This is a genomic window from Moraxella sp. (assembly GCF_024227015.1).
GTDB lineage: Bacteria > Pseudomonadota > Gammaproteobacteria > Pseudomonadales > Moraxellaceae > Moraxella.
Genome location: NZ_JAAELD010000231.1, coordinates 1 through 11,673 on the forward strand (window position 1 = coordinate 1; position 11,673 = coordinate 11,673).

An 11,673-nucleotide genomic window follows, 5' to 3' on the forward strand; every position below is an offset into this window, starting at 1 on the left:
ATCAATTACAATTATATTTAAGCATACTTTATCATATTTTTATTAAAAATACACCCCAAAAATGCCAAATTCCCAATAAAATAACTCATCTTTCATATTAATTTAACCAAATTAAACCCTGCATATTTATTGCTTGATCAACATAACAAAGAACATCGTAAGCAATAAAAACTTGCATATTTGATGAGTTGCGTTTAATATGTTAAAAATTTTATACTTTTAGTATCATCAAAAGACAGCATTACAGAGACAACATCATGAAAAACATTCTAGCGATCCTAAGTCTATCATCGGTTTTGGCATTGTCCGGCTGTGGTATTTTCCGTGTTTATACCATTGACCTGCCACAAGGCACGCCCATCACCCAAGAAAAAGCCGCACAGCTACAAGTTGGCATGAGCGCCGATCAGGTGCTGTATTTGGCAGGCAGTCCTGCGGTGCGCGACACCCTAAACCCAAACCGCTGGGATTATATTTATGACTACACCGCAGGCACAGACGGTAAACGCCAAGGCAAACCAAACGTCAAAAACGCCAGCCAATACATGAGCGTCTATTTCGAAAACGGTCGCGTGGTGCGCATCGATGGACGCGACAGCTTACCTGCCAAAAAATAATTTCAAACTCTAAAATCACATAATAAAAAGCACGCCGATCATTGCGTGCTTTTTATTATTCTTACATCTTAGGTGATTTGGACTTCATGAGTGATTTTGAGCGGTTTTTGCGCCTTGACATTGGGTCGTGCGACAATGGTCGATAAATCTCAATACGATCGCCTTGCTGCACGATGGCATTAAGCTTTTGTTTTTGGCTGTAGATGCCTACATACCATGCTCGATGGTTGGGATCTTGCGTGCGATTATTGGCACACCACACCTTAAAGTCAGCCAATTCAGGCAACTCCAACCATCCACTTCTCTCAATCGCTTGATAAATGGTTGTGCCATCAGGCACACTAAGCTCCTCATAATACTGCTTAGCATCAAGCGCCACATAAGCAATGGCAATATCAATCACACCAAATACTCAATCAACAGACCAACAAGCGCAGAGATCAGTACGATCGGCACAAGGATGCGCACCAACACACGCCAGATGTTATAGCGCGCCTCACTGCCAAAGTTCAGCGTCTTACGCAGATGGCTAATTTTCATCACAAATCCTGCAAACACAGCAAGAACGAACACCGCCACCAAACTAATCACCGCCAATGCAATCAACAACACGCCAGAAGGCAAAGGACTAAATAACACTGCAAGCACGAGTAAGATCAAACTACCAAATAGCAGACCAAAACGCGCCACCAGCTGAAGCCCTGCATAAGACAGCAAGAACGCAGCAATCAACAGCATGCCTACGCCAGTTACTGCAAACGATAGTGGCGTCACCATTGAACTGCCCACCAGCAGTGCCAGCGAGCCAAAAATCAGCTGAGTGAACCATATTGGCAAGATCAGTCCTGTTAAGGATTTTTTTGCTTGCATGACTTGGCTGGCCGTGCCTTGACTGCCAAACCAATAAAGACCTGTGCCCACACCCACAGACAGCAGCGCAAGCAACACGGCACGCCCCCACTCTCCCGGGGTCACTTCTGTTAATACAGGCACACTCACGCCACTGGTCAGCCCACCATCGAATAAAGAAATCAAAGAACCTGCAAAAATAAGCAGTAATCCGACAGGTAGAAGATTTGCTCTTAGTAAGCTTAAAATAAGCACAACCACCATCAAGGCAGCACTCATGCCCATGCTTGGCACGCCAACATTCTGAGCGATATTTGGCAGCTGCGCCTCAAAGCCCATCGCCACACGCGACGTGATGTTAGCAGCAATTAAGATAGACACCAATACAGACAGACCTGCGAACACACGCCAAACCACAGACGCATCCGCCTCACGCGTCAGTTTCTGCATACCGAGCCACGGTGCATCCGCACTGCGCGCTGATAAGGCAAATTCTGCAAATAAGATAGGCAGCCCGACAAGCGTCATGGCAATCACCCACATCAACCAAAAATCCAGTTCGCGCGCCATATTCGGTGCTAATTGCTGTACAAACAACAGCGGCAATGCACACGCCACAAAAAAGACGGTATATCTATGAAACATGGTTCTACCTTAAGATGAATTTGTCTTTAAATGCTGTATTGTACCATAAACAAGAAATCAGCAGGCAGCAAAAAACCCCACTAAGGGGCTTTTTGTTATGCGATATGATTAGTGAACCGCTGACAAGAATTCAGATAGAATCTTGATGTCTTTGTCAGACAGTTTGGCTGCAACCATCTGCATCATACCTTTTTCGCCTTTTTTGGCGCTGTCATTGGTACGTACTTGCTCCGCCATAACACCTTCATCTTCACGACCTGCGGCACGGAACATCTTCAGCTGAGCGGCTAGGTAAGTAGCGTGCTGACCTCCTAGACGTGGGAATGCAGCCCATTCGTTACCAGCACCTTTAGGATCGTGACAGCCTGCACATGGGATGATGCCACGGCTCTTATCACCACCTAGGTATAGTTTTTGAGCGGCAGCGTAGGTTGCCTTATTGCCATAACCCGGTGTCCATGGTGTTTGTGCAGCATAATAACCTGCCACATCAGCCAAATCTTGCTGAGTTAGACCCACAAGCTGTGCTTCCATGACACCGTTACGACGTGCTTTGGTCTTAAAATCAACCAGTTGCTTATATAGATATTTAATGTTCTGACCACCAAGGTTTGGCTGAGCTGGTGCAACCGAAACACCGTTAGCACCGTGACAAGCAGCACAGTTGGCATCAACGATTTTTTTGCCTGCTTCGATGTCATAGCTTGGTACAGTAACTGCGCTAGCGGTCATGCTGGCGATACCAAAGCCTGCAGCAAGAACAAGTTTGGCGAAAGTGGCTTTATTGGCAGGTTTCATAACAATTTCCTACTAACTACTGGGAATCATCCCAAGTCTTGGGTTTTGTTCAAAATAACTCAAAAATAAAATACTAATATGGCTTCAAGAAAAATACTTTTCCAGAATGGCTGCTATTATAGCAAGACTTCACTAAATTTTCCTACAAAAATTGTGGTTTTGGTAACATTTTTTTCATTTTTTTTGTTTTTTTATAAAAATGTTCGCCAAATCATCTAAAAATTTTATAATTTCGATGCAATTTGTCTTATTTTACCAGCCCATCGATCAAAAATCTTAGCCAACCAATTGGATAAACTATTTGGCCATGTGCTCGATTAATTTCTCAAAGTCGTCATTTGTGCATTTTTGACACAAGCCCATCGCAGGCATTCTTGGCATGCCTTGCCTGGTGGATTTGACGAGCGCGCTCATGCCTTTTTCGGATTTTAGCTTATTCCAAGTCGCCACATCACCCTTTTTTGGGGCGTTTAGCGCACCGCTGTCGTGGCATGTACCACAAGTCTTATTATAAGTATCAGCAATGTCGGCATGGCTTACGGTTGCGGCGGCAAGAATCAGACCTGCCAGACCAATTTTAAATAACTTTAACATAACCACTCCCAATTAGGATGTCTATGGCATATTATGCGAGTTTTTTGCCAAGTTTCAAGGCTAATTTGGTAACTATTGGGATTGAGAGTTATTATCGGACTGGGTTATCATGAATGCTTGTTGACAATTACCCATCTTATACCAATACACCTGAACATAAAGTTTGGAGCCTGATAATAACGCCAAACCAATCTCATCTTTGCATACATGAAATACCGCATCAGGATAAAAATCGCTTGGCATAAGCTCCCACCCTTGATTAATGGCATTTTGCGCAATACGGTCAATCATTGCTTGGTCATACTGATGGTAAACAGCTTGGCGATATACGATACCGCCTTGACGGTTATAAATTTTTATGTCGTCAGGTTGTGTCTCGCCCGCCAAAATATCCGCCATCAATATCGTATAACGTTGTTGTAACTCGTCCCAATTCTTATAAGCATAAGGTGTTTTGTAAGGACTGTCTTGCCACATGTGCCACCAAAACAGGCTGGCAATAACCAGCCCGATGATGATTTTCAAGCCTTTAATTATTGGGTTTAAAGACATATCCATTCCTTTTATTATCGCTATTTTATGGCTTTCATGATACACTATTTTATCATTTTAGTATTTACATTTAGCATCATGACCACTGCCGACTACCAAAAAATCATTCGCCAAACCGCCTTTTCGCTCTCCGCCCCCACCTTGAAGCTCTGCCCGTCTGATACAGGTTTTGAAGTGGCGTTCGCAGGGCGTTCAAATGCAGGCAAATCGTCCGCCATTAATACCATCACCCATCAAAAACAGCTCGCCCGCTCATCAAAGACCCCCGGACGGACGCAGATGATTAACTTTTTTAATGTCGGCTCAGAACATAGCCGTATCGTGGATTTGCCGGGGTATGGCTATGCCCAAGTGCCAGAGCAGATGAAAATCAAATGGCAAAAAGAGCTTGAAAACTACCTTGTTCATCGTGAAAGTTTGACGGGCTTAATTTTGCTCACCGACATTCGTCACCCGTTGAAGTATTTTGATGAGCAAATGCTCCATTGGGCAAAGGACGGCGATTTGCCTGTTCATGTACTACTAACAAAAGCGGATAAATTAAAACGTGGGGCTCAAAAAACCGCCCTTTTACAAACCAAAAAACAACTGCAAGCCTTAGAATTGCCATTTTCCATTCAATTATTTTCGGCGTTAAATAAAGAAGGGCTTGATGAATTGGCGGATGTATTGGGAAATTGGTTGCATTTAGGCGAAGATCTGCACTTAGACGAAGCAATGGAGCTAGAATCTGACGAGATAGCCGATACTGACACAACGAACAGCGAACAATAAGGCAACACGGGAAGTACAATGACAGGCATTTTATATATTGTTGCCACGCCCATTGGCAATCTAAATGACATGACGGCACGGGCGATTGACACCCTAAAATCAGTGGACGTCATCGCGTGCGAAGACACTCGCACAAGTTCTAAATTATTAAGTTTTTTTAATATATCCACACCCACCACCGCCTATCATGAGTATAATGCCGACACGCAGACGGCACGGCTTGTCGAACGCTTACAAGACGGTCAATCGGTTGCTCTAATCTCGGACGCTGGCACACCGCTCATCTCCGACCCTGGTTATCGGCTGGTTAAGGCGTGCCATGATGAGAGCATCACCGTTATGCCGATTGTCGGGGCGTGTGCGGTTATTGGGGCTTTGTCTGTGGCAGGTTTACCGTCTGATAAGTTTAGTTTTGTGGGGTTTTTGCCCGCCAAGCAACACGGGCGGATAGAAGCCTTAAAAGCTTATCAAGCCCATGGCGAGACCTTGATTTTTTATGAAGCACCGCACCGCATTGTGGATTGTCTGGCGGATATGGCGGACGTGTTTGGCGGTGAGCGAGAAGCCACGCTGTGCCGCGAGATTAGCAAAACCTTTGAGACGATAAAAAAATTACCGTTGGCTGATTTATTAGAATTTGTAAAGAATGACCCCAACCAACAACGTGGCGAGATTGTGCTGGTTGTGGCAGGCAATACCCAAAAAGAACAAAAAGCGGATTATGATGAATGGCTACTTGCCATTGCCAAAGAATTACCACCAAAAAAAGCAAGTGCAATCGTGGCGGATGTATTGGGCATCAAAAAAAGCGCAGTGTATGATAGATTGCTTGAATTAAGCAAATAATTTAGAACAATCCTGTAAACTAAAGAAAACCGGAGACAAACATGACCTTAAAAGCAACCTTAACCGACAGCATCAAGACTGCTATGAAAGCTAAAAACATGGAGCAAGTCAAAGTACTGCGTAACGTCCAAGCCGTCATTAAGCAAGTCGAGATTGATGGACAGACTGAGCTTGATGATAAAGATGTATTGGCAATCCTGCAAAAGCAAATCAAACAACGCCAAGAGTCTTTGGGGATTTATACCACCAATGGGCGTGATGATTTGGCACAAAAAGAGCAGTTTGAGATTGATGTGATTTCTACATTTCTGCCTGAACAATTATCTGATGATAAAATCCTTGCCATCATCAATGAGACCATCAGTGAGCTTGGCGCGTCCGGCATGAAAGACATGGGGCGCGTGATGAATGCCGTCAAAGACAAGACCGCAGGACAAGCCGATCCTGCCGTGATGTCAGGACTTGTCAAAAAAGCACTGACCGCTTAATTACATCTTATAAGATCAATTAAGAAAGACCCATGATCATTATGGGTCTTTTATTATTAAGTTTATTTTGGTTTAAAATCGCGTGCAGTTAATATGGCCTCTTTGTCCTTATCAAGCATACCAATGAGCGCGCTTAGATCCTGATGGTTCTTAGCAACCTTGATCGCCTGAGCATTCGACTGTAGTGCACCTTGATATTTGCCAGTCCATAACTCCACCTGCGACCGCGCCTGTAGCGCATAAATGGTGGATATGTCTCTACTGCGAGCGTCAGTATCTGCGCGCGCCTTTTGTTCATATGCCTGTCTAATCAATTGCCATGCTTGTACGTCATGCGGGTTTTGATGAACCAGACTCTGAATCAGCGCAAGCGCTTCGGCGATTTGACCATCATGAATCAGATTATGCGCCAGATACAGCCTTAAATCTCGCCGCTCAGGATAGATATTATGAACTCGACTTAAGGCGGATACTGCCTTATCATAGTGATGCTGAGCGGTGTGCAAATGCGCCTGTACGATACTCGGTAATACATCATACTCGCCAAAACCCCCTTGGTCAAACACTCTCTGCGCCGCCTGATATTCATGGTGATCTGTCAGGTGCATGACAAGGGCGAGCCGTGCGCCATCGCTCTGGTTGGCGTTCGCGGTTAAGTCAGCTCTGGTTGCCTGTTTGGATAGATATTTTAAGCGCCAGTAAAGCTCATCAAAGAGCTTATCTTGAACCTGCTTCTCGCTCATCGCCACATGCGGATAATTTGCTGCACGTGCGCTGGCTTCAGAGAGTCGCTCCATCGTAAATGGATGCGACTGCATAAAACTGGGCAAGAAGGCGTTTTTTGATTGATTTAAAGATACTTGTCTATAAAGCTGATTAAAGAATCTTGGCATGGCGCGCGCATCATATCCAGCTTCAGATAGAATCTGCTGCCCCACCCTGTCTGCCTCTCGCTCATGCTCTCGGCTGTGCGCAGCGGCATTCTCTGCACTCGCCGTCTGGGAGCCTGCCATGACAGCAAGCGCAGCATCCCCTCCAGCAGCACTTGCCGCCAACGCTGCGATCAGTCCGCCTAACTGTATCGCCATGAGTTTTTTGGCATTATCCGAGCGATGCTCATAATGGCGCTGACTTAGGTGCGCTACTTCATGCGCCAGCACACTCGCCACCTCATCAAGACCACCTGCCGCCAGCACCGTGCCTGTATTCATGCCAATGACACCGCCCGGCACAGCGAATGCATTGATGTTGTTATCATTGATGAGTGGTACAGCAATGATGGGCTGAGCCCGCACCAATACATTCATCTGAGCAGTCATCGTATATAGCACCTGCACCGACCACGGGTCATCGATGAGCGGCATGTTCGCGTTAATCTGCTGTAGCGACCATAGGGCAATTTGGCGGTTATGATACTGCTCATTAAATCCCACGCCCGCACTTAGATTCGGCGCTCTTAGACTCTGGACCAATCCATTGACGCGCACAGCATCATCCACCATCGCTTGAGTAGCCTGCGTGGATAATATTAATGCCGCTGCAATTACTTTCTTTTTTATCATATTATTATTCAACCACCATAAACATCCCTACTATAAAACTAAATTACGTTGCAATCAAGCTGATATTATTTGCTCAATACTTACCGAATTTTATGGGCATTCATCCATTTAGGCTTGTAAAATACTACACCGCCCAAATATTAAGCAGATGTTTTATGGTTTAGATGAATGAATTGACATGCCGACCCTCTGCCCCACTCTTATCGAACAATTAGATACCCCAACGCTAGATTTTATCCGCAATAATATTAAAAATGCCGAAGATGCGACCATCAGCGCGTTTTTTGATGCGCGCGGCATGCCCTGCCCTATGCCCTTATTAAAAGCAAAAATTACCCTGCGTTCGGTGGCAGATGGTGAAAGCCTTTATCTCGTCGCCAGCGATAAAAACTCCCAAACCGACCTTGTCGCATTTTGCCAAAAAAATCACATGGAAGTTCAAACTTGGCAAGGCGGGGACGCACACAATGCAGAAAACTGTTTTCACTTTATCATCACAAAAATTGGTGCAAAAAAGGCTAGCGTTTAGGCGTCTTACACCTTACAATAGAACTAAAATTTAAACCAAAAAGACGACAATGACAAAGAATTACAGCGACGGTTATCAAGACGCCTATGACGGCTTTGGTGATGACTACCAAGACAACGCCTACGATGACTATGAAGATAGTTACGAGATGGACGAAGAGGCGCTTGGTGATGGTTTTCATGAAGTCGATGACATGGATGACATCGAGGAACTGGATGACTATGACAGCGATTTTGAACCTGCAGCCAAGCCCAAGCCTGCACGCACCATCATCGATCATGATGACAACAAAGTAACACCAGAGTATGAAGTTGCAACGCGTGACCTCGTGCCTGCCATGCCTACACATCTGGCAGCTCCTGGGGTTAACTTGGGCGCTTATATCAATACCGTGCATCAGATTCCTATCTTAACCCCCGAAGAAGAAAAACAGCTTGCCGAACGTTATTATCATGATGGCGACGTTGAGGCGGCTCGTCTGCTGGTCATGAGCCACTTACGATTCGTCATCCACATCGCGCGCAGCTATTCAGGCTATGGGCTTTCACAAGCCGATCTGATCCAAGAAGGCAACTTAGGTCTTATGAAAGCGGTCAAGCGCTTCGACCCGAGCAAAGGCGTACGCTTAGTGAGCTTTGCTGTGCATTGGATCAAGGCAGAAATTCACGAATTCGTCATCAAAAACTGGCGTATCGTCAAAGTCGCAACCACCAAAGCGCACCGCAAGCTATTCTTTAATCTAAGAAGCCTTAAAAAATCAAGCAATCAGCTAACTCTAGAAGAAGCAGAAGCCATCGCACGTGACCTGAATGTCACCGTCAAGCAAGTTCTCGAAATGGAGAGCCGCCTAACAAGCTACGATGCATCTTTTGAGATGCAGGATTCTGATGAAGATGAAGGTCGTTACGCGCCGCAGCTGTTCTTAGAAGATGCCATCGACCCTGCGGACGTGGTTGAAGAGGCGGACTGGGAAGAGAACACCACCAGCGCACTAAAAGAAGCGATGGATGAGCTGGACGAACGTTCACGCGACATCATCACGCAGCGCTGGCTCGCTGACCAAAAATCCACCCTACACGATCTGGCAGCAGTCTATAACATCTCCGCTGAACGTGTCCGTCAGATCGAAAAAAACGCCATGGATAAGATTCGTGACGCGATGACGCTAGACAGCTCAATGCTGAACAATTGATGACTGATCCGAGGTAAATGATTTATGAATTGGTTAAAAATTGCCGCCTTAAATCTCGCCATCGGTGTCGGTCTTGGCGCCTTCGGTGCGCACGGACTGCAAGGCTTTGCGGGCGCTTACGAGCTTGAAATTTGGGATACGGCCACGCTTTATCTATTTATCCATGCGCTTGGGCTGCTTGCCATTGGCGTGCTTAATGCGGTTAGTCAATACCGCATTACGCTGCCTGCTTATCTTATTCAAGCAGGTGTTGTGATATTTAGCGGTACGCTATATGCCATGGCTCTTGGCGCACCCAAATGGCTTGGCATGATCACGCCGATTGGCGGAACGCTCATGATCTTTGGCTGGTTGGTTTTGGTCTTTGGTACATTTTCAAAGGCGCAAACCACCACAAAACCAAAAGTCATCAAATAATCACAACTCCATATTACAACCTAATTATATGCTAAACATCACCTTAAATGGCGACGCCATCAGCACCGGTGAGAGCAATGTACTTGCCTTACTAGAGAGCCTTGAACTCACTCAAGGTAGATTCGCCGTAGAAATCGATGGCAATCTGGTGCCAAAATCACGTCTTGCCGACACACCCATCACCCAAGGCATGAGCATTGAAGTTGTTCAAGCAGTCGGTGGCGGTTAATTCTCAATTAAGAAAATTACCATCATGAGCATAAGAATCGCAGCCATCCAGCTAAACAGCCAAACCAACATCGATGTCAATCTTGACATCATCACGCGCGCGGTCGCAGAGACAGCCTCTGTTGCTGACGTCATTGTCCTGCCAGAAAATATGTGCGTCATAGGGCGACAAGGCGAACTGGCAGCTCGATTCGATGAGGTCTGTCATCGCCTGTCAGAGCTTGCCAAATCACATGGTGTGCACATCGTGGCAGGCACACTGCCATGCGCCACACGTGTAGATGGCAAGGCTGTCCCACAGGGCAAATACCGCCAAACCAGCCTAGTGTTCAGCCCATCAGGCGAGCAAATCGCCCGCTATGATAAGATTCATCTATTTCGCGCGACAGTCAATGACAGCACGGGCAGCTATGATGAAGGCAAGACCTTCGAGGCGGGCGATCAGCTTGTGGTGACACCGCTACATATTCATGGGCAGATCATACAGCTTGGGATGATGATCTGCTTTGATGTTCGCTTCCCTACGATGGCGCAGCGTCTAAGACAGATGGGCGCAGACATCATCACCGTGCCTGCCGCCTTTACCCATAAGACAGGTGAAGCGCATTGGCAGCTTCTGCTACAAGCGCGCGCCCTAGACAGTCAATGCATGATGATCGGCAGCACCCAAGGCGGCACGCATCACATTGGCGATAACACTCGTCAGACTTGGGGCCACGCGCTCATCACCAATGCGCATGGCAAGGTAATTAGTAATACAGAGATGAGCGACATTCAAGGCGATTATTTGGCTGTCTTTGCGACATTTGATAAAGACGAACAAACCAAAATCCGCCAAAGCATGCCTATTTTCGACTGTCATCGACTGGCTTAGATATAAACAAAAAACCGCTCCAAAGTTGAGCGGTTTTTGTTTGGCATATACGCAATCAATCAGCTTGACCAAGCCATCTTTAGAATCTGCGCCACCACCCACGGCGTAACGATCACAGCGATGATGCTTATGGCACCCAGCAGCGCCAATGTCGGCAAGCCATTAAGCCCTGTCGCATACAGATCGACCGCCCCTGTGGCAAAGATCAACACAGGTAGCTGCATGGGCAGTGCAATGAGTGGCACCAACACCGCACCATTCTTCAAAGACAGCACCAAGCTGCTCGCGATCGCAGACAGCATGAGCATGAGCGGCGAACCCACAATGATCGACAGCATGAGCATGAGCGTCTCATCAAAAGGCATATTAAATAGCGGATTGGCCAAAAGTGACAATACCGCCACAAAGCCTGCGCTAAACAGCCAATGCACCAACAGACGCGCAAAAACCCACACCGACAAGGGCGAACCTGACACCACCAGCTGTGCCAATGTGCCATTCTGCATGTCCGCCTTAAATAAATCATCCACACCCATCACTAAGGACAACAGCGCAGCGATCCACACGGCAGACGTGGCAAGGCGCAATAATAGCGCAGGCTCGCTACCCACCGCCAACGGAAACAGCGTAATAAGAATCAAAAAAATCATCAAAGGAAACAGCCACTGAACCGCACCTTGACGCTTGATGCGCCATTCACGAAGCAGC

16 protein-coding genes are annotated in these 11,673 nt (G+C 46.5%); 9 read left to right on the forward strand and 7 right to left on the reverse strand.

The features are described 5' to 3' along the window. Nucleotides 1-257 precede the first annotated feature (257 nt). Nucleotides 258-617, forward strand: a complete 360-nt coding sequence (locus GY683_RS05385) for an outer membrane protein assembly factor BamE (RefSeq protein WP_297287769.1) — start codon at nt 258-260, stop codon at nt 615-617. Nucleotides 618-678: 61 nt separating this feature from the next. On the opposite strand, the gene GY683_RS05390 is transcribed toward GY683_RS05385, so the two are convergent. The 5 genes from GY683_RS05390 to GY683_RS05410 form a co-directional block, all read right to left on the reverse strand. Next, on the reverse strand, nt 679-1,020 hold the full coding sequence (locus GY683_RS05390) for an RnfH family protein (protein WP_297287770.1): 342 nt from the start codon (nt 1,018-1,020) through the stop codon (nt 679-681). After that, entirely contained in the window at nt 1,017-2,111 is a 1,095-nt protein-coding gene (locus GY683_RS05395; RefSeq protein ID WP_297287771.1) for a hypothetical protein, read from the reverse strand. Before GY683_RS05395 ends, GY683_RS05390 begins: the two co-directional genes overlap by 4 nt. A 108-nt stretch (nt 2,112-2,219) precedes the next feature. Then, nucleotides 2,220-2,909 carry a c-type cytochrome gene (locus GY683_RS05400; protein ID WP_297287772.1) on the reverse strand — a complete coding sequence of 230 codons (690 nt, stop codon included), beginning with the start codon at nt 2,907-2,909 and terminating at the stop codon, nt 2,220-2,222. Nucleotides 2,910-3,206: 297 nt separating this feature from the next. Further along, entirely contained in the window at nt 3,207-3,503 is a 297-nt protein-coding gene (locus GY683_RS05405; RefSeq protein ID WP_297287773.1) for a c-type cytochrome, read from the reverse strand. Between the two features lie 72 nt (nt 3,504-3,575). After that, on the reverse strand, nt 3,576-4,055 hold the full coding sequence (locus GY683_RS05410) for a hypothetical protein (protein WP_297287774.1): 480 nt from the start codon (nt 4,053-4,055) through the stop codon (nt 3,576-3,578). 78 nt (nt 4,056-4,133) lie between these two features. On the opposite strand from GY683_RS05410, the gene yihA reads away from it, so the two are divergent. The 3 genes from yihA to GY683_RS05425 are packed head-to-tail and all read left to right on the forward strand — an operon-like array spanning nt 4,134 to nt 6,163. Further along, the gene (gene yihA / locus GY683_RS05415; protein WP_297287775.1) at nt 4,134-4,829 is read left to right on the forward strand and encodes a ribosome biogenesis GTP-binding protein YihA/YsxC; all 696 of its coding nucleotides are present in this window, start codon (nt 4,134-4,136) and stop codon (nt 4,827-4,829) included. A gap of 18 nt (nt 4,830-4,847) precedes the next feature. Continuing rightward, complete coding sequence (rsmI, locus tag GY683_RS05420; protein ID WP_297287776.1) at nt 4,848-5,675, forward strand: 16S rRNA (cytidine(1402)-2'-O)-methyltransferase; 828 nt, start codon at nt 4,848-4,850, stop codon at nt 5,673-5,675. A 41-nt stretch (nt 5,676-5,716) separates the two neighbouring features. Then, nucleotides 5,717-6,163: a GatB/YqeY domain-containing protein gene (locus GY683_RS05425; RefSeq protein ID WP_297287777.1), complete on the forward strand. Its 447-nt coding sequence runs from the start codon at nt 5,717-5,719 to the stop codon at nt 6,161-6,163. Nucleotides 6,164-6,225: 62 nt separating this feature from the next. On the opposite strand, the gene GY683_RS05430 is transcribed toward GY683_RS05425, so the two are convergent. Next, complete coding sequence (locus GY683_RS05430; protein WP_297287778.1) at nt 6,226-7,725, reverse strand: M48 family metalloprotease; 1,500 nt, start codon at nt 7,723-7,725, stop codon at nt 6,226-6,228. Nucleotides 7,726-7,903: 178 nt separating this feature from the next. On the opposite strand from GY683_RS05430, the gene GY683_RS05435 reads away from it, so the two are divergent. From GY683_RS05435 to GY683_RS05455, 5 genes are all read left to right on the forward strand, one after another. Further along, nucleotides 7,904-8,254 carry a sulfurtransferase TusA family protein gene (locus GY683_RS05435; protein ID WP_297287779.1) on the forward strand — a complete coding sequence of 117 codons (351 nt, stop codon included), beginning with the start codon at nt 7,904-7,906 and terminating at the stop codon, nt 8,252-8,254. Nucleotides 8,255-8,591: 337 nt separating this feature from the next. Then, nucleotides 8,592-9,446, forward strand: a complete 855-nt coding sequence (gene rpoH, locus GY683_RS05440; protein WP_297287784.1) for an RNA polymerase sigma factor RpoH — start codon at nt 8,592-8,594, stop codon at nt 9,444-9,446. Between the two features lie 24 nt (nt 9,447-9,470). Continuing rightward, the gene (locus tag GY683_RS05445) at nt 9,471-9,863 is read left to right on the forward strand and encodes a DUF423 domain-containing protein (RefSeq protein ID WP_297287780.1); all 393 of its coding nucleotides are present in this window, start codon (nt 9,471-9,473) and stop codon (nt 9,861-9,863) included. Nucleotides 9,864-9,891: 28 nt separating this feature from the next. Further along, a complete protein-coding gene (gene thiS, locus GY683_RS05450; RefSeq protein WP_297287781.1) occupies nt 9,892-10,092 on the forward strand; it encodes a sulfur carrier protein ThiS in 201 nt (66 codons plus the stop codon). Nucleotides 10,093-10,116: 24 nt separating this feature from the next. Then, entirely contained in the window at nt 10,117-10,965 is an 849-nt protein-coding gene (locus GY683_RS05455; RefSeq protein ID WP_297287782.1) for a nitrilase-related carbon-nitrogen hydrolase, read from the forward strand. 59 nt (nt 10,966-11,024) lie between these two features. On the opposite strand, the gene GY683_RS05460 is transcribed toward GY683_RS05455, so the two are convergent. After that, the gene (locus tag GY683_RS05460; RefSeq protein ID WP_297287783.1) at nt 11,025-11,672 is read right to left on the reverse strand and encodes a heme exporter protein CcmB; all 648 of its coding nucleotides are present in this window, start codon (nt 11,670-11,672) and stop codon (nt 11,025-11,027) included. Between the last annotated feature and the right edge of the window lies 1 nt (nt 11,673).

Coding starts and splice junctions, on each gene's coding strand:
- GY683_RS05385 (WP_297287769.1), top strand. CDS start 258: ATGAAAAACATTCTAGCGATCCTAAGTCTATCATCGGTTTTGGCATTG.
- GY683_RS05395 (WP_297287771.1), bottom strand. CDS start 2,111: ATGTTTCATAGATATACCGTCTTTTTTGTGGCGTGTGCATTGCCGCTG.
- GY683_RS05400 (WP_297287772.1), bottom strand. CDS start 2,909: ATGAAACCTGCCAATAAAGCCACTTTCGCCAAACTTGTTCTTGCTGCA.
- GY683_RS05405 (WP_297287773.1), bottom strand. CDS start 3,503: ATGTTAAAGTTATTTAAAATTGGTCTGGCAGGTCTGATTCTTGCCGCC.
- GY683_RS05410 (WP_297287774.1), bottom strand. CDS start 4,055: ATGTCTTTAAACCCAATAATTAAAGGCTTGAAAATCATCATCGGGCTG.
- yihA (WP_297287775.1), top strand. CDS start 4,134: ATGACCACTGCCGACTACCAAAAAATCATTCGCCAAACCGCCTTTTCG.
- rsmI (WP_297287776.1), top strand. CDS start 4,848: ATGACAGGCATTTTATATATTGTTGCCACGCCCATTGGCAATCTAAAT.
- GY683_RS05425 (WP_297287777.1), top strand. CDS start 5,717: ATGACCTTAAAAGCAACCTTAACCGACAGCATCAAGACTGCTATGAAA.
- GY683_RS05430 (WP_297287778.1), bottom strand. CDS start 7,725: ATGATAAAAAAGAAAGTAATTGCAGCGGCATTAATATTATCCACGCAG.
- GY683_RS05435 (WP_297287779.1), top strand. CDS start 7,904: ATGCCGACCCTCTGCCCCACTCTTATCGAACAATTAGATACCCCAACG.
- rpoH (WP_297287784.1), top strand. CDS start 8,592: ATGCCTACACATCTGGCAGCTCCTGGGGTTAACTTGGGCGCTTATATC.
- GY683_RS05445 (WP_297287780.1), top strand. CDS start 9,471: ATGAATTGGTTAAAAATTGCCGCCTTAAATCTCGCCATCGGTGTCGGT.
- thiS (WP_297287781.1), top strand. CDS start 9,892: ATGCTAAACATCACCTTAAATGGCGACGCCATCAGCACCGGTGAGAGC.
- GY683_RS05455 (WP_297287782.1), top strand. CDS start 10,117: ATGAGCATAAGAATCGCAGCCATCCAGCTAAACAGCCAAACCAACATC.